At 72.5% G+C, this 24,878-nt stretch carries 14 protein-coding genes; 4 read left to right on the top strand and 10 right to left on the bottom strand.

All coding sequences use genetic code 11. From position 1 onward, the window contains the following. Positions 1–10: 10 nt before the first annotated feature. From ACIRD8_RS13090 to ACIRD8_RS13065, 6 genes are all read right to left on the bottom strand, one after another. Positions 11–1,159 carry a glycosyltransferase gene (locus ACIRD8_RS13090; protein ID WP_403989731.1) on the bottom strand — a complete coding sequence of 383 codons (1,149 nt, stop codon included), beginning with the start codon at positions 1,157–1,159 and terminating at the stop codon, positions 11–13. After that, positions 1,156–4,002: a CDP-glycerol glycerophosphotransferase family protein gene (locus ACIRD8_RS13085; protein ID WP_403989729.1), complete on the bottom strand. Its 2,847-nt coding sequence runs from the start codon at positions 4,000–4,002 to the stop codon at positions 1,156–1,158. Before ACIRD8_RS13085 ends, ACIRD8_RS13090 begins: the two co-directional genes overlap by 4 nt. After that, positions 3,999–7,451 (bottom strand): CDP-glycerol glycerophosphotransferase family protein, encoded by a 3,453-nt coding sequence (locus ACIRD8_RS13080; RefSeq protein ID WP_403989727.1) that lies wholly within the window; start codon positions 7,449–7,451, stop codon positions 3,999–4,001. The genes ACIRD8_RS13085 and ACIRD8_RS13080 overlap by 4 nt, the downstream gene beginning before the upstream one ends. A 117-nt stretch (positions 7,452–7,568) precedes the next feature. After that, positions 7,569–8,441: a TylF/MycF/NovP-related O-methyltransferase gene (locus ACIRD8_RS13075; protein WP_403989725.1), complete on the bottom strand. Its 873-nt coding sequence runs from the start codon at positions 8,439–8,441 to the stop codon at positions 7,569–7,571. An 11-nt stretch (positions 8,442–8,452) separates the two neighbouring features. After that, positions 8,453–9,187, bottom strand: a complete 735-nt coding sequence (locus ACIRD8_RS13070; RefSeq protein WP_403989723.1) for a methyltransferase domain-containing protein — start codon at positions 9,185–9,187, stop codon at positions 8,453–8,455. Between the two features lie 126 nt (positions 9,188–9,313). Further along, positions 9,314–11,323, bottom strand: coding sequence for a CDP-glycerol glycerophosphotransferase family protein (locus ACIRD8_RS13065; protein WP_403989721.1), 2,010 nt, complete (start codon positions 11,321–11,323; stop codon positions 9,314–9,316). A 100-nt stretch (positions 11,324–11,423) separates the two neighbouring features. Here ACIRD8_RS13065 and ACIRD8_RS13060 point away from each other — a divergent pair, with 100 nt between their 5' ends. Next, the gene (locus ACIRD8_RS13060; protein ID WP_403989719.1) at positions 11,424–14,789 is read left to right on the top strand and encodes a CDP-glycerol glycerophosphotransferase family protein; all 3,366 of its coding nucleotides are present in this window, start codon (positions 11,424–11,426) and stop codon (positions 14,787–14,789) included. Here ACIRD8_RS13060 and ACIRD8_RS13055 read toward each other — a convergent pair. Further along, positions 14,779–15,384, bottom strand: a complete 606-nt coding sequence (locus tag ACIRD8_RS13055) for a TetR/AcrR family transcriptional regulator (protein ID WP_205023743.1) — start codon at positions 15,382–15,384, stop codon at positions 14,779–14,781. The two genes, ACIRD8_RS13060 and ACIRD8_RS13055, sit on opposite strands and share 11 nt — an antisense overlap. 142 nt (positions 15,385–15,526) lie before the next feature. Here ACIRD8_RS13055 and ACIRD8_RS13050 point away from each other — a divergent pair, with 142 nt between their 5' ends. After that, positions 15,527–16,468 (top strand): ABC transporter permease, encoded by a 942-nt coding sequence (locus ACIRD8_RS13050; protein ID WP_403989717.1) that lies wholly within the window; start codon positions 15,527–15,529, stop codon positions 16,466–16,468. After that, the gene (locus ACIRD8_RS13045) at positions 16,461–17,261 is read left to right on the top strand and encodes an ABC transporter ATP-binding protein (RefSeq protein WP_403989715.1); all 801 of its coding nucleotides are present in this window, start codon (positions 16,461–16,463) and stop codon (positions 17,259–17,261) included. The genes ACIRD8_RS13050 and ACIRD8_RS13045 overlap by 8 nt, the downstream gene beginning before the upstream one ends. Positions 17,262–17,357: 96 nt before the next feature. Here the strand turns inward: ACIRD8_RS13045 and ACIRD8_RS13040 are convergent, their stop codons facing one another. From ACIRD8_RS13040 to ACIRD8_RS13030, 3 genes are all read right to left on the bottom strand, one after another. Next, the gene (locus tag ACIRD8_RS13040) at positions 17,358–22,391 is read right to left on the bottom strand and encodes an NAD-glutamate dehydrogenase (protein ID WP_403989713.1); all 5,034 of its coding nucleotides are present in this window, start codon (positions 22,389–22,391) and stop codon (positions 17,358–17,360) included. A gap of 384 nt (positions 22,392–22,775) precedes the next feature. Continuing rightward, positions 22,776–23,447, bottom strand: coding sequence for an HAD family hydrolase (locus tag ACIRD8_RS13035; RefSeq protein WP_403989711.1), 672 nt, complete (start codon positions 23,445–23,447; stop codon positions 22,776–22,778). A 100-nt stretch (positions 23,448–23,547) separates the two neighbouring features. After that, entirely contained in the window at positions 23,548–24,054 is a 507-nt protein-coding gene (locus tag ACIRD8_RS13030) for a DUF6912 family protein (RefSeq protein ID WP_403989709.1), read from the bottom strand. A gap of 278 nt (positions 24,055–24,332) precedes the next feature. Here ACIRD8_RS13030 and ACIRD8_RS13025 point away from each other — a divergent pair, with 278 nt between their 5' ends. After that, the gene (locus ACIRD8_RS13025) at positions 24,333–24,749 is read left to right on the top strand and encodes an Rv3235 family protein (protein WP_403989707.1); all 417 of its coding nucleotides are present in this window, start codon (positions 24,333–24,335) and stop codon (positions 24,747–24,749) included. The last annotated feature ends 129 nt before the right edge of the window (positions 24,750–24,878 follow it).

Here is a 24,878-nt window from a genome sequence, read left to right as displayed (position 1 = left end):
CCCGGGGTGTTCAGCGCTCCAGGAACGCGAACAGCTCTTCCCAGCGGGCCATGATCTCCGCCTCGGAGAACCGCTGGACACCGGCCCGCGCCCGGTCCCCCATCGCGTCCCGCATCCGTGGGTTGCCGGTGAGCCGGAGCAGCCGGTCGGCAAGCGCGCCGATGTCGCCCGGTGGCGCCAGCAGCCCGTCCTCACCGTCGCGCACGATCTCCCGTACGCCCGGCGCGCAGTCGAACGCCGCGCACGGCACCCCGCTCGCCATCGCCTCCAGCAGCGCGAGCGGAAAGCCCTCGCCGCGTGAGGACTGGACGAAGACGGAGGAGCCGGCGAGCGCGCCGGGGACGTCGTCCGTGCGCCCCCGCCAGCCGACCGAGGAGTCCAGCCCCAGCTCGGTGCAGCGCGCCCTGAGCTCCTCCTCGTCCTCGCCCGTCCCGTACACGTCCAGCCGCCAGTCCGGGCGCTGCGGAGCCACCAGCGCCCAGGTGTCCAGGAGCATGTCGATGCCCTTCTGGTCGGTGAGCCGGCCGATGCTCGCGACCGACTTCTCGCTCCGCGGGGAGGGCAGTTCGGGCAGCGCGGCCAGGGCGTTGGGCATGAAGCCGACGTTGTTCATGCCGTCGCCCGCCCAGGTGTCGGCGTCCTCCTCCGTGAGGACGAGCCAGCGGTCGAGCGACGGGTAGTGGTTCTTGATCCAGCGGTAGCGGTGGCTCGCCCGGGAGTAGTCGTACGACTCGTGGCTCATCCCGATGACCCGCAGCCCGCCGGTGTCCGCCTCGCCGACCCACTCCATCGCCCAGACCTGGCTGACGATCACCACCCCGCCGGGGCGGGCCCCCCGGAAGATCTCCGAGAGCCGGCCGACGGCCCGCCGCTTCCGGGCGACGCGGTCGGCCTCGGCCCGCCGTGCGGCGATCCGGAAGCGGTCCCGCACGCCCTTGGGTGCCCACGGCGTCGGGGGGTGCGCCGGGTACAGGGCGGTCACCGGGTAGCCGGGCGGGTCGGGCAGGGCCATCTTCCGCTCGGCGGCGTGGATGCCGATGGTGTGCACCCGGTGGCCCGCCTCCTGGAACAGATGGGCGGTCCGGTGCATCCAGCCGGTGACACCGCCGAGTTCGTCGGTGCTGTTGGAGACGATGAAGACATCACGGCTGCGGTTCATCGGCGGGCCTCCCCGGTGCGGGCGGTACGGGACGGGACGACGTGCCGGGCGAACACGGTGTCGACGACCGCGCGGGCCGCGTCGCCCCGGTCGTACGCCCCGAACTCCTCGGCGAACGCCGCGCGGCGCTCCTGGAAACCGGTGTCCGCGGTCTTCAGCCGGGACAGCACGGCGAACAGCTCCTCCTCGGTCGCCGTCACCGGCCCCGGCGCCTTCTCCCGCAGGTCGAAGTAGCTGCCCCGCTCGGCGGCGTAGGCGTCGAGATCGGGGGCGAACAGGACGATCGGACGGTCCAGGAGCGCGTAGTCGAACATGATCGACGAGTAGTCGGTGACCAGGACGTCGGCGAGCGCGAGGAGTTCGCTGACGTCGTGGTGGCGCGACACGTCGACGACCGTCCCCGGCGGGCAGGCCGGCAGGCTCGCCGCCTCCAGGTAGTGCGCGCGCACCAGCAGCGTGTACCTGTCACCGAAGCGCTCCGCGAAGCGCGCGGCGTCCAGCAGGAGCCGCTGCCGCTTGCGCTTGCCCGGCCCGCCCCGGAAGGTCGGCGCGTACAGCACGACCTTGCGGTGGTCGGGCAGGCCCAGTTCCGCCGCGAGCGCCGGCCGGGGCAGCCGCCCCTCGGACTCGTCCCGGGCCCGCGCGGCGAGCAGGACGTCGTTGCGGGGGTACCCGGTGCGCAGCAGCGTCGCCTCGGGCAGCCGGTAGGCGCGGGCCAGCGTGCGCTCGTCGTGCCCGGACCGGACGAGGAAGTGGTCGAAGCGGTGCACGGCCCGCTGGAGCCGTTCACGCTGCGGGGCGTTCTGCATGCGGACCCGGGTCTCGTCGAAGCCCATGCGCTTGTACGCCGAACCGTGCCAGGTCTGCAGGTAGGACGTGCCGGAGGGCTTGTCGAGGTGGACCGGGAAACCCTGGTTGTCGACCCAGTACTCCGCCCGGGCCAGGGCCCACAGATAGCGCCAGGACCAGCGGCGCACCAGCCTGGCGTCCGCGGGGAAGCCGGCCGGGGAATCGGCGTACGACCAGACGCAGCGCAGCGGGAGCCCCCGGGCGCGCACCTCCTCGTGGACGGCCCGGGGGCTGTCGCCGTAGCAGGTGCCCATGTGGCTCTCGAAGACCACGGAGCCCTTGCGCACGGGCAGCCGGAGCAGCCAGGAGCGGTAGACGGAGGTCTTGAATCCCCTGGCGTGCAGCCCGTCCAGGCGTTTGCGCAGGCCCCGCAGCAGGAGCCTGGCACGGCGGGCGGGGCGGAAGTGCGTGGCGTAGTGGACCAGCCCGCGGGCCGTGCGGGCGGGCCGGCGGCGGGCTTCGAGCCGGAGCGCCAGATGGTCCCGGAGCGTGATGTAGGGCTGCCAGGTGTCCCCCGTCGCCCGGCCCAGCCGGGGCCGGGCGGGCGAACGGTCCGCCGGGCCGACCAGGTCGTGGGCGGCGAAGAGGTCGCTCACCGAGCGGGTCCGGCCGTCCTCGACCACCATCCGGACGTCCCACACCGTGTCGCGCGGCCCGAAGGGGCGCAGCAGCCGCGTGAGGTCGGCGCGGACGGACCAGCCGATGCCGGTGGCGTCGGGCCGCAGCGCGTCCACGGGGGCACGGAAGGTGCGGGAGCCGTCGCGTACGCGGAACTCCAGATGCGCGGTGAGGGGGCCCTCCGGGTCGGGCCCGGTGTGCGCGGGCAGGACGAGCCGGCCTTCGAGCAGGACCCGGCGGCCCTCGGCCTCGTAGCGGGTGAGCCTGTTCATCAGCTTCAGCTCGCCGAACGCGCGGTACCGGTGGCCCAGTTCGGTGACGTCCAGCACCGGGTCGGGGCCGCCCGCCCAGTACGTCCGCCCGTCGTCCCCCGTGACCAGGGGCGCGGCCACGGTCCCCCTCCGGCGCAGCGCGTACGCCGCGGTGAGCACCCCGTCCGCGTCGCCCCGCTCCAGCAGCCGGACGCCGACGCGCTCGACGGGCGGGAGGGTGAGCAGGACCGGCTCGGGAACACAGCCGGTCAGCACCCGGGCCGCGGTCGCCGCGATGCGGTCACGCTCCGCGGCGGGCCGTTCGGGGAAGCCGCGCACCAGCGGCACGAGGTGGTCCAGCAGGAAGGCCCGGTCCCGCTCCTCGCGCAGGTCCGCCAGCCCCTGGGCCACCAGCACATGGCACACCCGCCGGTGCGCCTCCACGAGCCCGGCGAGGTCCCGGCCGGCGTCGGGCACGGCCCGCCCGGTGACGATCCTGCGGCGTACGAGCGCGATCCGGCCGACCACGGACGCCGCCAGGGGGCCGAACGGGATCCCGCTGTGGGTGAGGTCCTCGTCGTAGCGCAGCGCGTGCCGCTCCAGGGCCTCGCGGCGCAGGCAGAACCCGGTCACCAGGGCGTCGTGCACGGCCAGTTCGGGGGCCTCGGCGAACCGGCCGACGGTGCGGGAGCCGGGGAACAGCGTGTGCTGCCAGGAGGGTTCCCGTTCCTTCGTCCCGTCCCCGGTGAGCCGGGTCCAGCGCCCGGCGACCAGGTCGGCGCGGGTCCGCTCCCCGGCCTCCCAGAGGTTGCGGCAGGCGTGCTGCTGGAGGCGTTCGCCTCTGTCGAGCACGAGGACGTACGTGCCCCGCGCCGCCTCCAGGCCGGTGTTGCGCAGCGCGGCGACGGAGTCCGCACCGGGGTCGAGCAGGCGGACCCGGTCCGGGGAGCGCCCGGCGAGCGATCCGGCCGCCGCCCGCAGCGCGGCGGGGGCCCCGGCGGGCAGGACGACGAGGGCCTCCACAGCGCGCAGGCTCTGGTCGAGCACGGACTCCACGGACGCCGCCAGTGCGTCTTCCCCGCCCTCCGCGGCGGTGATCACACAGCTGAAGTCGGGCGTGCTCATGCCTGTGCCCCCTTCAGCATCCGGTCCACGACCCGGGCGGACGCCGTGCCGTCGTCGAGGTCGCAGAACGACTCGCGGAAGCCGGCGTACGCCTCGCGGTGGCCCGCCGTCGCCGCCTCCGGGTCGCGCAGCGCCTCGACGACGGCGGCCGAGTCGGTGATCAGCGGGCCCGGCGCCCGGTTCTCGAAGTCGAAGCAGAAGCCGCGCAGGGTGTCGCGGTAGTGCTCCAGGTCGTAGGTGTGGAACAGCATCGGCCGGCCCGTCTGCGCGAAGTCGAACATCAGGGACGAGTAGTCCGTGACCAGCACATCGCTGATCAGCATCAGCTCGGCGACATCGGGGTGACGGGAGACGTCGCGGACGAAGTCGCTCGAGGGGATGCTCCCGCCGACGAGGTAGTGGCGGCGGACCAGCAGGACATGGTCGTCACCGAGGGCCTTCCGCGCCTGTTCCAGGTCGAGCTGGAGGTCGAGCCCGTACAGCCCGCTCTGCTTGGGCCGGTCCTCGCGCCAGGTCGGGGCGTACAGGACGACCCGCTTGCCCTCCGGGACGGCGAGCCGCTCCCGGACGGCGGCGGCGACCTTCGCCCGGTCGGGCGCGTACAGCAGGTCGTTGCGGGGGTAGCCGCACTCCAGCACCTCGCCCGTGTGCCCGAACGCGCGGCGCAGGACGGGCGTGGAGAACCGGTTCGGCGAGACGAGCACGCTCCACTGGGCGGCCCTGTGCGGCATGGACTCCATGTACGCGGTGTCGGCGTACGGGGTGTCCGCGAGGTCGCGGCCGATGCGCTTGAGCGGGGTGCCGTGCCAGGTCTGGACGACGAACTGCCCCTCCGCCCGCTCGAACCACTCCGGCAGCTGGGTGTTGGTGACGATCCACCGGCTGCGGGCCAGGGCCTCGTACCACTCGGCGCTGTGCAGGGTCACGGCGCGGACCCCAGGGGGCACGGCGGCCTGCTGGTCACGCACCACCCAGAGATGCTCGACGGCGGTGCCGCGCCGGGCCAGCTCCTCGTGGATCGCGCGGGGCGAGTCGGAGTACTGGCGGCCGTCGAAGCTGGAGTACAGCACGGTGTCGCGCAACTCCCGCCCCAGCAGGCCGACGTACCACTCGCGCAGCCGTCGCTGCCCGTACGCCCCCCGGTCCTCCGGTGGCAGGACGCTGCCCGACCGCAGGGAGAGCCGGTCGTGGAAGCGCCGCTCCAGGGTGACGTCGCGCCCTCCCGACTCGCGCGCCAGGGGCAGTTCCGCGTGCAGCTGGTGCACCACGCGCAGCGGCAGACAGCGCTCCGGGTCCGTCTCGCCCCGCGACCGGAGGAAGGGGTACCAGCGGCCCTCGGCGAGCGGCAGCGCGCCACCGGCCCCCTCGACCTCCCAGGGGGACAGCTCCGTACGGAAGCCGGCACCCGTGCGTTCCACGGCGAAGGCGTTCTCCTCCTGGTGCCCGCTGTGCCGCAGGACGAGCTCGACCGGGCGGTACCGCACCGCCGGGAAGGTCCCCTCCAGGACGAGACCCCCGTCGTCCGTCCAGGACACGCCCGTGACGACGGGCCGCACGTCCCGGTCGGTGAGCACCAGGTCCCCGGAGGGGTTGGCGGCGGCGTAGACCTCGCGGCCGCCGGACAGCGGGTACCGGGCGGCGTCGGTCTCCGGACGGGCCGCGACCGTCAGCCGGCGCCCGCCGCCGGACAGCTGGACGCCCCAGTCGCCGTCGGAGCCCCGGAACGCCACCAGCGGCACCTCGGCGAAGACCGTACGGCCGTCCGTGCCCTCCCCCTCCACCAGGGGGAACTCGCGGGTCTCCTTCGTACGCCACTCCTGGATCCGCAGAGCCGTCGGCGCCTCGCCGTCCAGCACGCGCACCGCGATCCGGATGCCGTCCCCGGCCTCCGTCGACCGGTGCCCTGCGAGCACGGCGTCGACCCGCTCGGCGCGCAGCTCCAGCTTGTTGCCGGAGAGCAGCGGCACGACCCGGGTGCGCTCGTCGACGTACCGCACGGCGGGCGCGGCCGGGTTGCCGAGGAGCCGCATCGGTCCCCGGCGGGGCCGTCCCGCGCCGACGACCAGGGACTCCAGCTTCCAGAGGGTCCTGGCGCCCCGTGCCGTGGCCCGGGTGACGAGCCGGCGCGGGTCGACCACGGTCTCGAAGCCGGAGCGCTCGTAGCGGTGCGCCGAGCGGCCCGATCCGGCCGTCGCCTCGTCCGTGACCGTCCGGTGCAGCCGGAGGGGGATCAGCCGGCGGCCCGACCTCAGCCAGCCGGCGCCGGCCGACCGCCCCGGGGCGTTGCGGACGTACGCGTACCCCTTGAGGTGCAGCAGCCCGTCCCGCCACACGGCCTCGGTGAGATGGGCGTGCACGGGGAGGTCCTCGGCGGACAGGGCGGTGACCTTGCGCGGCAGGGGGCCTTCGACGCCGGGGTACTCGGCACGGGGCCGCAGCCGCCCCCGGACGTGGAAGGTGTCGCGGTCGGTGGACTCGTGGGCCAGGAGCGCGAGCAGCTCCGCCGTCCTGCGCTCCCGGATGAGCTGCCACTTGACCCGCAGATGCAGGGGCAGCGCGTCGAGGACGGCGGGTTCGACCGTCGCCGCGAACGCGTTGGCGTGGGTGAGGAAGGCCTCGTGGAAGCTCTCGTCGCCGTCCGGGAGCGCCTCGATGAACAGCCACAGGTCGCCGGAGAGCGCGTGCTCGTCGTAGCGCCGCTTCGCCTCCGTCATGTCCCGGTCGGCGAGGAACCGGCTGACCGTGGAGACCGCCGTGACCCGGTCGCGGATGCCCCGGGGCACCGCGCGCCGGGTGGTGATCGAGCCGTCGCGGTCCCGCCAGTGGTAGACCGGATCCGCCACGACGTCGACACTGCGGGCCAGGAAGTGGGCCGGCAGGACCACGGCGATGTCCTCGTACAGCACACCGGTCGGGAAGGCGAAGACGTGCTGGTCCCAGAAGGACCTGCGGAACACCTTGTTGCACGCGATGCGGTCGCCGAGCAGGATCCAGTCCCGGGTGACGTGGGTGGCCCGGCGGGACTTCTCCATCGGCCTGCGGAACATCGGGGACTGTTCGAGCGCGCCGTTCGCCCGGAGCCTGAGGACGTTGCCGGTCGCGAAGTCCGAGCCTGAGGCGTCCAGTTCACCGAGCATCCTGGCGAAGGCACCCGGCGGTACGACGTCGTCGCTGTCGACGAACGTCAGGAAGTCCGCGTCCGGGTGGGCCTGCGCGGCACCCGCGTTGCGCGCGGCCCCGAGCCCGGCGTTCTTCTGCCTGATCAGCCGGAAGCGGGTGTCCTTACGGGAGAACTCCATCGCCACGTCCGGACTGCCGTCCGTCGAACCGTCGTCGACCATGACGACTTCCAGATCCCCCATGGTCTGCCCGGCGAGCGAGTCCAGGCAGGCTCCGAGGTACTCCTCGACGTTGTAGAGCGGGACGACGACGGTGAGACGGGGTGCCATGGCGCTGCGCACGATCCTTCCGGACGGACGAACGGACTTACTGCATAGGGAACGAGCCCCGTGCCGGGGAGGCACGGGGCTCACGACGGGACGCTGCCCCCACGGGCCGTGTCGGGCTCAGGGTTTGACGGCGATACGGCCCTCGTCCATGCGCAGCAGCAGGAGCTGCTCGCCGGTCTCCTCCAAGAACTCGTCCACGGCCTGGCGCGATCCCTGCCAGTAGCCGTAGTCGTCGATCAGCAGCACCCCGCCGCTCACCAGGCGACCGTACAGATGCGCGAGCTCATGCTTCGTCGAGGCGTACCAGTCGGTGTCCAGCCGGAGGATGGAGATCTGCTCCGGGGCCTGCCCCGGGACGGTGTCCTCGACCTTGCCCCGCACGTAGTGGACGCGGTCCTTCGGGTACGGGACCTGCTCGAACCCGGCCTGTACGTCCTCCAGGGAGGCCACGGCCCAGATGGGCCGGTCCTTGCCCTGCGCGTCCAGCAGCTCACGGGCCGCCCTGCCGTCCCGCCGCAGGTCCTCCGCGGTGGGCGGTGTCATGCCCTCGTACGTGTCGAAGAGGTAGAGGTCGCGGTCCGTCTCACCGAGCGACAGCAGGGTCTTGGCGCAGGCCTGCATGGAACCGCCGCGCCAGACACCGCACTCGACGATGTCGCCCGGGATGTTGTGCCTGAAGATGTGCCGGGTCGCGAGGACGAAGGCGTTGAGCCGCTCCGGGGAGGTCATCGTGTACGGCTTGACCGCACGGATGATGTCCTTCGCCTCGTCGTCGTAGTCCGCGGGGAGCTGCGGCGGCTTCTTGGCCGCGGCCTTGGGGGCGGGCTGCTCCGCCTGCTTCCGGGCGGCCACCGGCGGCTGCTCGGGTGCCCGGCGGGGAGCGGGCAGGGTCGCGCGCCTGAGCTCGTATCCGGTGAGTTGCTGAAGGACGCCGTTGACGGCGTTGCGCCAAGCCATGGGGCCGGACAGTACGCGCGCTTTGCGGCTCATGTCACCTTTCGTCAACCTGTAGTTGATGCGGCCGTACGGCTGTCCGGACGCCCGCACCGCTCCCTGCCGTCCAGCGGTCGGGGCAGCGGCACCCGGTCCACTCCGCCGGCCCGGTTGGCCCACCACACCGCCGTCTCCCGGACGGCGAGGTCGGCCAGCGTGTTCTTCAGCCGGGTCACCGGCCGGCGGTCGGGCCGTGGCCTGCGGAAGACACCCACCGAGTCGCCCCAGTAGGCGGCCTCGGCGTCGATGGCGGCGTAGTCGTGCCGGATGCCCGTGACCGGCGGGAAGTCCGTGTACGCCTCGCAGAGTTCGAGGCGGGAGTGGGCGGCCATCGCCCGGAAGCCGTCCGGGTAGTAGCGCCAGCAGTCCTGCGCGTCGTGGGCATGTCCGCGCGAGGGCGCGGTGATGAAGGCGTAGCCGCCGGGCCTGAGCACCCGGGCGATCTCCATCATCGACACCCAGAAGAAGGGGATGTGCTCGAACGCCTGCCCGGAGAGCACCACATCGGCGCTGCGTGACTTCGCGGGGATCCGGTACGGCCGCGCCATGACCGCGTCGACGTTGGGGCCGTCGAGGACGTCCACCCCGAAGTAGTCGATGTCGTGGGCCGTCAGCAGTCCGCGGTGGGTGCGGGTCTGCTTGCCGGAGATCCGTGAGCCCAGGTCCACGACACGGTGTCTGCGGGACTTGGGCAGATACTCCTCGATGCAGAGCTGCATCTGCTCGTAGGCGGACCGGTGCATGAGATTCTCCCGACGTTGCGGTGTGCGCGCGCTGTTGAGCACAACGAGGGCGGGGCACGGAGGGGTCGCCCCGTACGGGTGACCCCCGCTGTTCAGTTCGAGGGACCGTGCAGTTGGAAGGACCGTTCAGCTCGATGGCACCGGGAAGACCCGCCGCACCACGCGCTCCGCCGCGCGTCCGTCGTCGTACGGGCAGAAACGGCTGCGGAACGCGGCGCGCAGCGCGTCGGCGTCCGGGGACCTCCAGGCGCCGCTCCGCAGCACCTCGCGCAGCTCGTCCTCCGTGGTGGCGACCGCCCCCGGGGTGTCGCCCGGCCGGCCGGACAGCAGGTCGACATAGGTGCCGCGCGCGGCGCGATAGGCCTCCCAGTCCGGCACATAGGTGATGATCGGGCGGTCGAGGCAGGCGTAGTCGAACATCAGCGACGAGTAGTCCGTGATCAACGCGTCGGAGGCCAGGAAGAGTTCTTCGACGCGGGGGTGACCGGTGACGTCGAGGACCCTGTGCCCCGTCGCCGGCCCGGCCGACCGCCCGTAGAAGTAGTGGGCACGCACCAGCAGCACACACCCGGGACCCAGCTCGCGGGCGAGTCGCTCCGGGTCGAGCCGGGGGAGGAAGCCCTCGCGGTAGTCGCGATGGGTCGGCGCGTACAGCAGCACGGTCGCTCCGGGCGCGATGCCGAGCTCCGCACGGATCTTCCCGGTCTGCCCGGCGGTGGCGTTGCAGAGGATGTCGTTGCGCGGGTAGCCGTACGGCAGTTGTTCGTACGAGGAGGGATAGACCCGGTCCCAGACCTCGGTGCTGTGCGGGTTGGCGGAGAGGCTGAAGTCCCACTGGTCGGTGTGGGCGACGACCCGTGCGAAGCTGACGCCCTTGGTGAGGGCGGGGTACGGGAGCTGGTCCAGGCCCATGGTCTTCAGCGGGGTCCCGTGGTGGGTCTGGAGGTAGACCTGGCCGGGCCGTTTGGTGAAGCCGCCGGGGAAGCTGGAGTTGTTGACGAGGTACGTCGCGGTGGCCATCGTCCGCCAGTAGGCGCGGGACCCCTCGATGACGTACGGCACCCCGGGCGGCATCCGGTCGCGGTGGCGGGAGGAGACGACCCAGACGCCGCGGATGTGCGGGACGAGCTCGCGGGCCTTGGCGTAGACGGCGGCCGGATTGCAGGCGACACCCCTGTTCCAGTAGGCGCCGTAGACGGCGAGGCAGGGGTCGAGCGGCCGGCGCAGATCGGCGCGGTAGACGGCCCTCATCGCGCGGGCGCGCAGCGCCTTCCTGCCCGCGCGCGCGATGCCTCGCGCCCGGGTGCGCCCGGCGCGCACCGCCTCCCCGCCCCGGTGGGCGGCGTACCGGCCGGGGAGCCCCGCCGCCCGGAAGAACGCGGCGCGGTCGGCCGGGGCGATCCTGCCCGGGTCGTCGAGCACGGCCGTCAGGTGCGCGGTGCGCACGGCCGGGATCCGGTGGTCGCCGCCGGTCCCGGCGGCCAGCCGGTCGTAGGCGTCGATGACCGCGAAGTGCGCGCGGCCCGGTGTCGTGGCGAACGTGCCGGTACGGCGCACCCGGTGGCGCACGCAGACCCGGTCGAGCGAGGCGAGGGTGCCCGCGTCGGAGGCGAGGAAGGCCGCACGGTGGACGGGCACGACGTCGTCGTACGGGCCCTGGGTGAAGCGGAGCCGGTGGGCGTCCAGGAAAGCGCGGCGGAAGAGCTGGTTCCGGGCGGCCGGGAGGTCCTCGCCCGGCTGTGCCGTACCCCACCAGTCGACCCGGTCGTGGCCCAGGCGCAGCACATCGGGCCGGCCCTCCGCCAGCCGTGCGGACATCTCCGCCACCGCTCCGGGGAGGAGCAGGTCGTCCCCGCCGAGGAAGAGCAAATAGCTCCCGCGCGCCGCCTCCGCACCGGCGTTACGGGCGGCGCCCGTGTCCCAGGGGCCCTCGGGGACCAGCACGCGCACCCGGGGGTCACGCTCGGCGAACTCCCGTGCGATGGCGCGTTCCAGCTCACCGTCGGGCGCACAGACGACGACCAGCTCCAGGTCCGCCGGCCCGCTCTCCGCGGACAGCTGCTCGGTCACGGATTCCAGGGCCGCCCTCAGATACCCCTGGACACGGTGGGCGGACACGACGACGGTGAGGAGCATGGCAGCCGAGCGTAATGGGCACCGCCCGGCCCTCCCTAGGGATCTTCACCCGTTCGGGTCAGCGGCGTGACCAGGGGCGCTCCCCCGGGTTGAGCCGTACATGAAGCCACTCCTCAGCGTCGTCGTCCCGGTGCACAACGTCGAGGACTATCTGGAGGAGTGCCTCGCCTCGCTGGCCGGACAGTCCCTGAGGGACATCGAGGTGGTGCTCGTCGACGACGGCTCGACGGACGGGAGCCGCCGGATCGCCGAGGACTTCGCCGCCCGGGACGACCGCTTCCGCTGCGTCCACCAGCCCAACGCGGGCCTGAGCGCCGCCCGCAACACGGGGATCGCCCGCACCACCGCCGGAGTTCCGTACCTGGCCTTCGCCGACAGCGACGACATCGTCGTCCCCGACGCGTACGAACGGATGCTGGCGTCCCTGGAGTCGACCGGCTCCGACCTGGTGACGGGCAATGTGTGGCGGCTCAACGAGCAGGGGAGGCAGCAGGCCTGGCAGTACCGCTGGCTGACCGCCGACCGCCCGCGCACCCACATCACCCGCGACCCACGGCTGCTGGCCGACCGGGTGGCGTGGAACAAGGTGTTCCGGCGCTCCTTCTGGGACCGGCACGCCTTCTCCTTCCCGGTGGGCAAGCTCTACGAGGACACCCCGGTGATGATCCCGGCGCACTACCTCGCAGGGTCGGTGGACGTGCTGCACGAGCACGTCTACCTCTGGCGGGTGCGGGAGGGTTCGATCACCCGGCAGCGTACGGACGTACGGGGTGTACGCGACCGGATCGCGGCCTGCGAGCAGGTCAGCGCGTTCCTCGCGGACCGGGGCGCCGGGCAGCGGCTGCGCTACGACATCTCCTGCCTGCGCGACGACTTCGTGTACTTCCTGGAGGGGCTGCCGATGGGCGGCCCCGCCTACCGCTCCGCGTTCATGACGGGCGCGGGCGCCTTCCTCGACCGGACGGGCGACGCGGCCCTGGCCGGGCTGCCGGCCGAGGCGCGCATCCGCTGGCAGCTGGTGCGGGAGCGCCGCGTCGACGCGCTGCTGGCGGTCCTGGAGTTCGAACGGGCCAACGGGACGGGCACGTTCGCCGTCGCGGGCCCGCCGGGAAGGCGACGCGCCGTGCACCCCGGGATCGGCGGCGGCGTCTCGGCGCGCCTCGGCCGGGGTGATCTGCCCGCCGTGGCACGGCTGGTGGAGGCCGCGTGGGGCGAGGACGGCAGGCTGCGGCTGCGCGGTTACGCGTACATCCGCAACCTCCCTGCCCGGGCGGCCCGGCACTCGCTGAAGGCAGGCCTGGTGCGGGAGGCGTCGGGCGGCCGGCCCAGGCCCGTGCCGGTGCGCACGGTCCGCACGGAACGGGCCACCGCGGACTCCGGTCAGGAGCTGCACTCCTACGGCCACGCGGGCTTCGAGATGGTCCTCGACCCGGGTCGGCTGGGTCCAGGCGACTGGCTGGTGGGCGTGGTGGTGGCCGGGCACGGCGTCGTACGGCGGGCGGCGCTGCGCGCCGTGGAGGCGGCCGCCGCGCAGCCGCTGGTCCACGATCTGGGCGACGGGCAGCGCGCGGTGCTCGGCTACCGGGACGGCCGGCTGGAACTGGCCGTGTCCCGGCTCCCCGCCCTGGCCACCGGCCACGACCGCGGGCCGGACACCCTGGAGCTGACCGGCCGGCTGTACGGCGATGCCCGGCCGACGGCCCTCGTCCTGACGCGCAAGGGGGACGCGGAGCATGTCTGCCCGGTGCGGTGCGACGTGAACGGCTTCAGCGCCCGGGTCCCCCTGGCGGCGCTCGCCGCCGGGCCCATGGGCCCATGGCGTGCGGCGCTCCTGACCGACGGCGTCCGCGTGCCGCTCGCCGCGGCCCCGGACCTGCCGCCGCCCGCCTTCGCCGACGCGGCGGGCCACCTGGTGGTGGACGTGTCCGGGGAGCCCCGCGCGGACCGCGCGGAGACCGCTCCGGACGGGACGCTGCGCATCGGCGGGACCGGGACCGGCTCACTGCTCGAACTGCGGCACAGCGCCCTCGGGGAGACGGTCGCCGCCCCCCTGGAGGTCCCCGCCGGAGGGGACGAGGGCCGCTTCGCCGCCGTGCTCCCGCAGCCGTCCCGCGAAGGCGACTGGGAGGTGCACCTGGACGGCCGGCCCGTGCGGGTGGGAGGGACGCTCGCCACGCTCCTCCCGGTGAGCGCTCCGGGCGCCCGCGTCCGCCTCGACCGCCGTCACGGCGACCGGCTGACCGTGCACCGCGCGCCGGCGCTCGACGACGCGGAGCGGAGCGCGTACCGGCAGGGCCTGCTGCGGACGGCGCACTACCCGGCGCAGCGGCGGCTGCCGCTGCGGGACGCCGTGCTCTACGCCGGAGACGCCGTGGAGGGCTCCCCGCGCGCCGTGCACGCCGAGCTGGTGCGCCGGAGCACCGATGCCGAGCACCTCTGGGTCACCGACGGGTCCCCGGGTGCCGTGACCCGCGTACCGCCCACCGCCGTCCCCGTCGTGGCGTACAGCGCCGCCTGGTACGAGGCGCTGGCGCGGGCCCGCCGGATCGTCGTGGCCGGACAGCTGCCCGTCTGGTTCGAGCGCCGCCCGGACCAGACGGTCGTCCAGACCTGGCCCGGCCCCCCGCTCGGCCGGTTCGGCCTGGACCTCACCGGCACGCTCTACGCCGACCACCAATACCTCGCCACGCTGGAGCACCGCTCCGCCCAGTGGTCGGTCCTGGTCTCCCCCAGCGCCTTCGCCACCCCGCACCTCCGCCGCGCCCTGGCCTACCGCGGCGAGGTCCTGGAGGCGGGCTGCCCGGCCGATGACCTGCTGTCGTCCCCCGGCCGGGACAAGGCGGCCGAGCGGGTACGCGGGCGGCTGGGCATCCCGGACGGCCACCGCGTGGTGCTGTACGCGCCGACGTACCGCGACCATCTCGCGCACCCGCCCGCCGGCGCTCCGGCCGGATCCTCCCCGCTGTACCGCTGGGATCCCGCGCTCGACCTGCCCGCGCTGGCACGGTCGCTGGACGGCCGCACCACCGTGCTGGTCCGCAGGCACCCCCGGGTGACGGGCGGCGTGCCGGCGCACCCCGCCCTGCGTGACGTGTCCGCGCACCCGGACGCCACCGAGCTGCTGCTGATCGCCGATGTGCTGGTCACCGACTACTCGGGGCTCGCGTTCGGCTTCGCGCACACCGGCCGTCCGATGCTCTTCCACACCTACGACCTGGAGCACTACCGGGACACCGTGCGCGGCTTCTGCCTGGACTTCGAGACCCGGGCCCCCGGGCCGCTGCTCATCACCACCCAGGAGGTGGCGCAGGCCCTGCGGGCCGCACCGGCTCCGGAGGGCCTCCACTCGGAGGCGTACGAGAGCTTCCGGCGGGACCACTGCGGCCGCGCCGACGGCGCCGCGGCCCGCCGGGTCGTGGACCGGCTGCTGGACCAGGGAGGCTCCCCGGGGCCCGTCAGGCCTTGAGCGCCCGGACCGCCGAGGCCGCGAGGTCGTCCAGATACCCCTTGGGGAGATCGCCCCGGACCACGACGAGCCGCCAGTAGAGCGGCCCGACGATGAGGTCGAGCGCCCGGTCGGGATCGCTGCCCTCGGGCAGCTCGCCGCGCGCCACCGCCGCCCGTACGACGACGGCGGCCACCCCCTGCTGCTGGTCCAGCAGGGCCGCCTTGATGGCGTCGGAGATCTCCGGGTTGCGGGCCGCCTCGACCAGCAGGTCGGGGATCACCTGCGAGGCCACGGGGTGGCGCAGGGCGTACGCCGCCAGTTCCAGCACGGCGCGCACATCCCCGTACAGCGAACCCGTCGCGGGCGCCGGCATGCCCTGCGCGGCGACGGCCGCGACGAGGTCCAGGACGAGATGGAGCTTGGACTTCCAGCGGCGGTAGACGGCGGTCTTGCCCACGCCCGCGCGCCGCGCGATGCCCTCGATCGACATCCGTGCGAATCCGACGGCGGCCAGCTCCTCGAAGACGGCGCCGCGGATCGCGTCGGTCACGTCCTCCCGCAGCACCGCGGCACCTGCCGGGGTGCGGCGCCCGGTTCGCCGTTCGGTGGTCATGGCCCGAATGATAGACCGTAACGACGAAACGGTTGCGTTGCGACGTACAAACGTCCTACTGTCAGCGTTGCGACGATACGGTGCCGTCCCATCGAGCCGGATCCGTGCGCACTGATCCCCCCGCCCCCTGTCGAAAGCGACCGTGGTGAGCCAGACAGCAGCCCCGCCGGCCCCGGTGGACACCGCCGACCCCGCCCTCCTGCCCGTGTACGAACCCGGCGAGCTGGCCGCGCTCGCGGCCCGGCACGGGCTGACCGTCAGCGGGGCCCGGCCGACGCTCGGCGCGTACATCAGGCAGCTCTGGGGGCGCAGGCACTTCATCACCGCCTTCGCCACGGCCAAGCTGACCGCGCAGTACAGCCAGGCGAAGCTCGGCCAGATCTGGCAGATCATGACCCCGCTGCTCAACGCGACGGTCTACTACTTCATCTTCGGCGTCCTGATGAACACCAAGCACGGAGTCCCCGACTACGTGCCCTTCCTCGTCACCGGCGTCTTCATCTGGACCTTCACCGCCAGCTCGATCACGGCCGGCACCCGGGCCATCAGCGGCAACACCGGGCTCGTCCGGGCCCTGCACTTCCCCCGGGCGTCCCTGCCGATCGCCCTGGCCATCCAGCAGCTCCAGCAACTGCTGTTCTCCCTGTGCGCGCTGGTCCTGATCCTGCTGGCGTTCGGCCAGTACCCGCAGCCGTCCTGGCTGCTGGCGATCCCCGCGCTCACGCTCCAGGCCCTGTTCAACACCGGCCTGTCGATGGTCATGGCCCGGCTGGCGGCAAAGACCCCCGACATCGCCCAGCTGACCCCCTTCATCCTGCGCACCTGGATGTACGCCTCCGGAGTCATGTGGAGCCTGGACACCCTGCTCTCCGCCGACCGGGTCCCGCGGCTCGTCCTGCTGGCCCTGGAGTGCAACCCGGCGGCCGTCTACATCGACCTGATGCGCTACGCCCTGATCGACAGCTTCTCCGGCACGCAGCTGCCCCCGCACGTGTGGGCCGTCGCGACGGCCTGGGCTCTCGTCTGCGGCATCGGCGGTTTCGTCTACTTCTGGAAGGCCGAGGAGAGGTACGGACGTGGCTGACACCCCCGACACCCGTGTCCCCACCGTCGTCGTCGACGACGTCCACATCACCTACACGGTGAACGGCGCCCGCACCGGACGGGGCAGCGCCACCTCCGCCCTGAACCGGATCGTGTCGCGCGGGCAGCCCCGGGGCGCGCGCCAGGTGCACGCCGTGAAGGGCGTCAGCTTCGCCGCGTACAAGGGCGAGGCCATCGGTCTGATCGGCTCCAACGGATCCGGGAAGTCGACGCTCCTCAAGGCCATCGCGGGACTGCTGCCCCCGTCGAAGGGCCGGGTCCACACCCAGGGCCAGCCCTCGCTGCTCGGCGTGAACGCCGCCCTGATGAGCGACCTGACCGGGGAACGCAACGTCGTGCTCGGCGGCCTGGCCATGGGCATGACGCGGGAACAGATCCGCGAGCGCTACCAGGACATCGTCGACTTCTCCGGCATCAACGAGAAGGGCGACTTCATCACCCTGCCCATGCGGACCTACTCCTCCGGCATGGGCGCCAGGCTGCGCTTCTCCATCGCGGCCGCCAAGAGCCATGACGTGCTGCTGATCGACGAGGCGCTCTCCACCGGCGACGCCAAGTTCCAGCGGCGCAGCAAGGACCGGATCATGGAACTCCGTGAGGAGGCCGGCACGGTGTTCCTGGTCAGCCACAGCAACAGGTCGATCACCGACACCTGCGACCGGGCGATCTGGCTGGAGGCGGGCACCCTGCGCATGGACGGCCCGGCCAAGGAGGTCGTCGCCGCGTACGAGGAGTTCACCGGGCCCGCGAAGCCGAAGAAGGCCAAGAAGTAACGCGAAGCCCCCCGAAAACCCCGAAGCCGTCCGCCGGACGGGCCGATGCGGCCCGTCCGGCGGACGGCTGTGCGACGGCCGTGCGGCCGCCCCGGGTCAGGCGTGCGTACGCAGCAGGGTCCGCATCGTCCGCATGGCCACCGACAGGTTCGCCAGGTCGAAGGACTCCGAACCGCGGATCTCCTCCAGGGTGGCGCGCGAACGCGCCAGGATCGCCGCGTTCTTCTCCTCCCAGGCCTTGAACCGCTGCTCGGGCGACGACGTGCCGTTGCCGACGGACAACACGTCCGACGTGAGCGCGGCGTGCGCGGCGTACAGGTCCTCGCGGATGGAGGCGCGGGCCATGGACTGCCAGCGGTCGCCCCGCGGCAGCTCGATGATCCGGTCCATCAGCTGGGTGATCCCCAGCCGGTCGGCGAGGTCGTAGTACACCTCGGCGACGGCCAGCGGGTCCTTGCCCGTACGGTCCGCGATCGCCACGATGTCCAGCACCGGGAAGGCCGACGAGAAGCCCGCGACCCGTCCCGCCAGGTCCTCGGGGACGCCCACGGCGGTGAGCTCGTCGAGGATCGACTGGTACCACTCGATGTCGGCGCCCCTGAGCAGCTTGGGCAGCTCGCCCCAGACGCGCTCGACCCCGTCCCGGAAGAAATCGATGGTCTCCGCGATCGCGACCGGCTGCGGCCGGTTGCCGAGCAGCCAGCGGGAGCCGCGCTCGACGAGCCGGCGCGAGTGCAGCCGGATCCGGGTCTGCACATCGGCGGCGACCGTGTTGTCGAGCGCCTCCACGGCGTCCCACACCGCGGAGAGGCCGAAGATCTCACGGGCGGCGAACTGGGCCCGCACGATCTCCTCAAGCGAGGCCCCGGTCTCCTCACGCAGCCGGTGCAGGAACGTCGAACCACCGGTGTTCACCGTGTCGTTGACCAGCACCGTCGTGATGATCTCGCGGCGCAGCGCATGCCCGTCGACCGCCTCGGGGAACCGCTCGCTCAGCTGCTTCGGGAAGTAGGCGTGCACCAGCTTCTGCAGGTGCGCGTCGTCCGGCAGGCTGGTGGAGATCAGCTCCTCGGCCGCCGTGATCTTCGTGTAGGCGATCAGCACGGCGAGTTCCGGCTGGCTGAGGCCCTTGCCGTGGTTCAGCAGTTCACGGATCTGGCGGTCGTTCGGCAGGAACTCCAGCGCCCGGTCCAGGTGCCCGTCACGGCCGAGCCTGCGCATGAACCGCTGGTGGGCGTGGAGGAGCGACGGCGCCTGGGCGCAGGCGTTGGCGAGCGCGACGTTCTGCGCGTAGTTGTTGCGCAACACGAGCTGTCCGACCTCGTCGGTCATCCCCGCGAGCACCTTGTTGCGCTGCTTCACGGTCATGTCGCCGTCCCGGACGAGACCGTTGAGCAAGATCTTGATGTTCACCTCGTGGTCGGAGGTGTCCACACCGGCGCTGTTGTCGATCGCGTCGGTGTTGATCCGGCCGCCGGCCCGGGCGAACTCGATCCGGCCGAGCTGGGTCGCCCCGAGGTTGCCGCCCTCACCGACGACACGGGCCCGCAGGTCCGCGCCGTTGACGCGGATCGCGTCGTTGGCCTTGTCGCCGACGTCGGCGTTCGACTCGGCCGTCGACTTGATGTACGTACCGATGCCGCCGTTCCACACGAGGTCGACCGACGCCTTGAGGATGTTCTGCATCAGCTCGGCGGGCGTCATCTTCGTGACCTTGGAGTCGATGCCCAGCGCCGCGCGGATGTGCGCGTTGACCGGGATCGACTTGGCGGAACGCGGGTGGACGCCGCCGCCCGCGGACAGCAGGTCCTTGTCGTAGTCCGCCCAGGAGCTGCGCGGCAGGTCGAACAGCCTGCGCCGCTCGGCGTACGAGGTCGCGGCGTCCGGATCCGGGTCGATGAAGATGTGCCGGTGGTCGAAGGCCGCGACCAGCCGGATGTGCTCGGAGAGCAGCATCCCGTTGCCGAAGACGTCACCGGACATGTCGCCGACGCCGACGACGGTGAAGTCCTCGGTCTGGGTGTCGTGGCCCAGCTCGCGGAAGTGCCGCTTCACGGACTCCCAGGCACCCCGGGCGGTGATGCCCATGCCCTTGTGGTCGTAACCGGCCGAGCCTCCGGACGCGAAGGCGTCACCCAGCCAGAAGCCGTACGAGACGGCGACGTCGTTGGCGATGTCGGAGAAGCTCGCGGTGCCCTTGTCGGCGGCGACGACGAGGTAGGTGTCGTCCTCGTCGTGACGGACGACCTCCGAGGGGTGCACGACCTCGCCCGTCACCATGTTGTCGGTGATGTCGAGCAGCGCCGAGATGAAGATCTTGTAGCAGGCGATGCCCTCGGCGAGCCAGGCGTCACGGTCGACGGCCGGGTCCGGGAGCTGCTTGGCGACGAACCCGCCCTTGGCGCCCACCGGCACGATCACGGTGTTCTTGACCATCTGCGCCTTGACCAGGCCGAGGATCTCCGTACGGAAGTCCTCCCGCCGGTCCGACCAGCGCAGCCCGCCGCGGGCGACCTTGCCGAAGCGCAGGTGGACGCCCTCGACGCGCGGCGAGTAGACCCAGATCTCGTACGCCGGGCGCGGTGCCGGGAGGTCCGGGATGGCCTGCGGGTCGAACTTCATCGAGACGTAGCCGTGCGGCTCGTGGTCGTCGGCCAGCTGGAAGTAGTTGGTCCGCAGCGTGGCCTTGATGACGGTGAGGAAGGACCGCAGGATGCGGTCCTCGTCCAGCGAGGCGACCTGGTCGAGGGCCCCGTCCAGCTCCTCCAGCAGCCCGTCCGTCAGCTCCGTGCCGGCCTTCTGGCGGACCGGCGACATCCGGGCCTCGAAGAGGGAGACCAGGAGGCGGGTGGTGTGGACGTTGTTGCGGAGGGTGTCCTCCATGTAGTCCTGGCTGAACGTCGAACCCGCCTGGCGCAGGTACTTCGCGTAGGCGCGCAGCACCATGGCCTGACGCCAGTCGAGACCGGCGCCCAGGACCAGGGAATTGAAGCCGTCGTTCTCCGCCTCGCCGGTCCAGATGGCGGCGAACGCCTCCTGGAAGCGGTCCCGGGCGTCGTCGGCGAGGTAGTCGCCATTGCCCGTGGCCTTCTTCGGCAGGCGCAGCCCGAAGTCGTAGATCCAGGCGTGCGTGCCGTCGGAGCAGCGCAGCTCGTACGGACGCTCGTCGACGACCTCCACGCCCAGCTTCTGCAGCGCGGGGAGGACGGCGGAGAGCGAGACCTGCTCACCGGTCCGGTAGATCTTGAACCGGCGCTCGGCGGGGCCGGCGCCGACCGGCTCGTACAGGCTGAGCGCGAAGTCCTCGCGTTCGCTCTTGAGCTCTTCGAGGTGGACCAGGTCGGCCACGGCGGCGCGCGGCGAGTGGTCGGCCTTGTAGCCCTCGGGGAAGGAGTGCCCGTAACGGCGCAGCAGCTCGGCGGCGCGCTCCTCGCCGCACTCGGCGCTCAGCGCCTCCTGGAAGCCGTCGGCCCAGGAGCGGGCGGCCTCGACGAGGCGCGCCTCGATGCGGTCCGCGTCCGCGTCGGTGAGGTGCGGGAGCTCGGTGCCCGGCGGGACCCGGACGACGAAGTGCAGCCGGGAGAGGATCGACTCCGTGTTCCAGGCCGTGAAGTCGACGCTGGTGCCGCCCAGTTCCTCCTTGAGGATGTCGATCAGCCGGAGCCGCACCCCGGTGGTGTAGCGGTCGCGCGGCAGGTAGACGAGGGCGGAGTAGTAGCGCCCGTACTCGTCCTGGCGCAGGTAGAGCCGCAGCCGGCGGCGCTCCTGGAGGTACAGCACGGAGGTGACGATGGACCGCAGCTGGTCGACGGGCGTCTGGAAGAGCTCGTCGCGCGGGTAGGTCTCCAGGATCTGGAGCAGGTCGCGGCCGTCGTGGCTGTTGGGCGTGAAGCCCGCGCCCTCCAGCACCTCGGCGACCTTGCGGCGCACCACGGGCACCCGGCGCACCGACTCGGTGTACGCGGCGGAGGAGAACAGGCCGAGGAACCGCCGCTCACCGACGACATTGCCCTCGGCGTCGAACTTCTTCACCCCGACGTAGTCCAGGTAGCTGGGGCGGTGCACGGTCGCCCTGCTGTTCGCCTTCGTCAGGACGAGGAGCTTGTGCTCCCTGGCCTTGGCGCGGGCATCCGCGGGCAGCCGGTCGAAGGACGGGCTCACCGGGTGCGCCTCGTCCTCGGTGTGCTGCGGGTCGGAGCGCAGGATTCCCAGACCGGTGCCGGGGACGGCCGTCAGCGCGTCGGAGTCGCGGAGCTCGTACTCCCGGTACCCGAGGAAGGTGAAGTGGTCGGCGGCGAGCCAGCGCAGCAGCTCGCGGGCCTCCTCGACCTCCTCGTCGCCCAGCTCGTCGAGCGGCTCGGCCGGGAGGTCGTCGGCGATCCGCAGGGCGGCGTCGCGCATCTTCTCCCAGTCCTCGACGGTCTCCCGTACGTCGGACAGGACACGGCGCAGATCGGCGGTGATCTGCTTCAGGTCCGCGCGGTCCGTCTCACGGTCGATCTCGACGTGGATCCAGGACTCGACGACGGCGTCGTGCGGCAGCTCCGCCCCGGCCTCCTTGCGGCCGCCGGACCGCTTCGAGCCGTTGCTCCTGGCCGGGTCGGCGAACACCTCGATCAGCTTGCCGGTGACATCGCGGCGGACGATGACCTGCGGGTGGATCACGAGGTGGATGCCGCGGCCGTGCCGGGACAGCTCGTTGGTGACCGAATCGACCAGGAAGGGCATGTCGTCGGTGACGACCTCGACGACGGAGTGGCTGTTCGTCCAGCCGTTCTCCTCGACGGTCGGGGTGTGCACCCGGACGTTCGCGGTGCCCTGGGGGCGGTTCTCGGCGAGACGGTAGTGGGAGGAAGCAGCCCCGAAGATGTCGACCGGGTCGCGGTCGCTGACGTCCTCCGGAGCGGTGTGCAGGTAGTAGCGCTGGAGATAGGCGAGCAGCGTGTCCCGGCCCGGGACCTCGTCCCGGCCGGACTCGGCGCCTTCCTCGGCTCCGCTGCCGGTCCCTCCGGCGAGGTGCACCCGGAGGCCACCTCCCGGGCCACCGACACCACCGCCCGGACTCTTGTCAGCTACCCGGGCCGCCCGTGCGAGCAGCTCGGCCTTGGCTTCGTCCAGCTTGGTCTGCATGTCCTCTGGCTCCTGTCGCGCGCCGTTGCGTGACGTAGGTGAAGAAGGCGACGTACCGCCACGACGCGGGGTATCCGGTCTGGTCCGACGCTATGCCGCCCGGGGAGATTCCCGGGACCATATCGGCCATTTTCGGCAGACGGCCCGGGACGTGGAGATCGCGCATCGCCCGGGTGCTGTGGCACTCCGGGCGCAGGCCGGGGGCTTCGCTGCCCCCGAGGCGTATCGCGCTGATCACCGCACCAGGCTATCCCTCCTGCACCCACAACCGTCATGAGCCGCATATGTACAAAAGAAGACCCCGAACTTTGACACTCTGGACATCGCACGGGGCTGTTCCTGCACGTAAGGACACACAAGGAGCGCACAGGCGGGCAGAAGCGCTCAGCCCGCCATCAGCTCGGCCAGCTCGACGGCCTCCGCCAGCGTGTCCACCACGGGCACACCCGCCGCCTCCAGGCTGCTGCGGCTGTGCGAACCCCCGGTGTAGAGCACGGCACGCGCGCCGACGTGCGCGGCGGCCACGGCGTCGTCCACCGCGTCACCGATGACCACCGCGGACTCGGGAGCGATGTTCCCGAGCACCTCGAAGTGGCGCTCCATGTGCTGGGCCTTGCTGCCGCCGGAGGGGCCCGTACGTCCGTCGACCCGTACGAAGTGGCGCTCGATGCCGTACCCCCGCACCACCGGGACCAGGTGTTCATGGCCGTACATGCTGAGCAGCGACTGGCTGCGGCCGCCGAGCTGCCAGCGGGCCAACAGCTCCTCGACGCCCTCGGTCAGTCCGCAGGCCGTCCGCTGCTCGGTGTAGTGGCGGTGGAAGAGGCCGTCCATCCGCTCCCACTCGGCCGGGGTGGGGAGCCTGCCCATGAGGCGCTCGTAGAACTTGGGTATCGGCACGCAGTACGTCTCGCGGTACTGGTCCAGCGTGAGCGGCTCCAGGTCGACCTCCGCGAAGGCGGCGTTCGTCGCCCCGAGAACCGCGTGGATGTCGTCGAGCAGTGTGCCGTTCCAGTCCCAGACCAGATGTGTGCGGTGCTTCCCCGTTGTCGCCATGAGTAAAAAATACTCGCCGGGTACGACAGTCACCCGGGCGGTCAGTCCGGCGAGCAGGCGGTCAGTCCGGCGAGCAGGCGGTCGTCCGGCGAGCAGGCGGTCACGCGATCAGGCCGGGGATCTCCTGGATACCGAACCACAGCAGCTCGTGGTCCTCCGCGCCGTCCACAGTGAACTGGGCGTCGTCGTCGCCGAGGTCCGCCGCTCCCAGCGCCGCGGCCGCCGCGGCGACGTCCTTCTCGGCGTCGTCGGCGTCCACGTGCACCGCGGCGGCCTTCGACAGCGCCACCACGTCCGCGATCCGCACCTCGCCGAGCGACGACGCGTCCAGGACGTGGTCCGGATCGGCGACCGCCGCCCCGTCCGGGACGTCGAGGGCGACGACGACCCGGCGCCTGATCTCCTCCGGCCGGCCCGCGATCAGCCGCAGCGAGGCGGAGGCGGCACGGTTGAGCGCCGCGTACTCCAGTTCCTCGATGTCGTCGGAGACGTACCACTCGCGCAGACCGGGCGTCACGGCGTAAGCGGTCAGCGGCCCCGGACCGACCTCGCCCGCCTTCTGCGCCGCGGCGAGACCGGAGAGGGTCAGGGGGACGTACACACGCATGGCTGACCGCTTTCGTAGTCGATGACGCCCTCAGGATACGTGCGACGTCCCCCTTCGGGGTTGCCGATCCGCCCGCCGCCGTCCACCGTGCGACGGCCGTCACCCCCGTCGTTCCCTTGCGGCGCGGGGCCCGTCACCCGGATAGGTGATCTCCCCGGCTGCACGATCGGCCCCCACGGCCGGTTGCGGGGCCGTCGGCCCGACCCGTAGAAGATCCCCAGCAAAGTTACTGCCCGGTACTCACCGGGCTCCGGACAGCAGCCACGGGGGCTATGAGCATGAGCACGGACAGGACGAGGCCGGCCGGACGACGCGACCGCAGCAGGCCGGGCACCGTACCGGCACAACGGCCCCGGCGGCCCTTGCGCCCGCACCAGTGGTTCGCCGAACGCCTGCTCGCCGTACTCAGCGGCCAGCGGCCGGTGCACTGGATGCTCGGCCACACGATCGGCGAGGCCTACGACCAGCTCGCCGAACTCGCCCCCGGCGCCCCGCTCGGCGCGGGCCGCGGGCGCCCGGTCGTCCGCGCCTGCCACGGCACCCAGCCGGCCAACGGCGTGGTCGAGGCCTTCGCCAGCATCGCCACGGGCGAGCAGGTCCGCGCCATGGCCTTCCGCCTGGAACAGGGCCCCGACCTCCGCTGGCGCTGTGCCGCGATCGACCTGGGCGGCGAACGCCTCCCGGCGGTCAGATGACCCGGGGCACCACCCGCACCCAACCACCGGGCGCAACCAAACCAAGCCCGTTGGGGCTACCCCCGGACGGAGCCCGGGGGAGATCGAGGACACACCCCACGAAAGCCGCAGAACCGCCCCAGCGCCCCC

The organism is Streptomyces sp. NPDC102451 (assembly GCF_044765485.1).
Lineage (GTDB): Bacteria > Actinomycetota > Actinomycetes > Streptomycetales > Streptomycetaceae > Streptomyces.
Note: the sequence above shows the minus strand (reverse complement) of the source record. Positions and strands in the feature narration are given on the sequence as shown.

Coding starts and splice junctions, on each gene's coding strand:
- ACIRD8_RS13090 (WP_403989731.1), bottom strand. CDS start 1,159: ATGAACCGCAGCCGTGATGTCTTCATCGTCTCCAACAGCACCGACGAA.
- ACIRD8_RS13085 (WP_403989729.1), bottom strand. CDS start 4,002: ATGAGCACGCCCGACTTCAGCTGTGTGATCACCGCCGCGGAGGGCGGG.
- ACIRD8_RS13080 (WP_403989727.1), bottom strand. CDS start 7,451: ATGGCACCCCGTCTCACCGTCGTCGTCCCGCTCTACAACGTCGAGGAG.
- ACIRD8_RS13075 (WP_403989725.1), bottom strand. CDS start 8,441: ATGAGCCGCAAAGCGCGCGTACTGTCCGGCCCCATGGCTTGGCGCAAC.
- ACIRD8_RS13070 (WP_403989723.1), bottom strand. CDS start 9,187: ATGCACCGGTCCGCCTACGAGCAGATGCAGCTCTGCATCGAGGAGTAT.
- ACIRD8_RS13065 (WP_403989721.1), bottom strand. CDS start 11,323: ATGCTCCTCACCGTCGTCGTGTCCGCCCACCGTGTCCAGGGGTATCTG.
- ACIRD8_RS13060 (WP_403989719.1), top strand. CDS start 11,424: ATGAAGCCACTCCTCAGCGTCGTCGTCCCGGTGCACAACGTCGAGGAC.
- ACIRD8_RS13055 (WP_205023743.1), bottom strand. CDS start 15,384: ATGACCACCGAACGGCGAACCGGGCGCCGCACCCCGGCAGGTGCCGCG.
- ACIRD8_RS13040 (WP_403989713.1), bottom strand. CDS start 22,391: ATGCAGACCAAGCTGGACGAAGCCAAGGCCGAGCTGCTCGCACGGGCG.
- ACIRD8_RS13035 (WP_403989711.1), bottom strand. CDS start 23,447: ATGGCGACAACGGGGAAGCACCGCACACATCTGGTCTGGGACTGGAAC.
- ACIRD8_RS13030 (WP_403989709.1), bottom strand. CDS start 24,054: ATGCGTGTGTACGTCCCCCTGACCCTCTCCGGTCTCGCCGCGGCGCAG.
- ACIRD8_RS13025 (WP_403989707.1), top strand. CDS start 24,333: ATGAGCACGGACAGGACGAGGCCGGCCGGACGACGCGACCGCAGCAGG.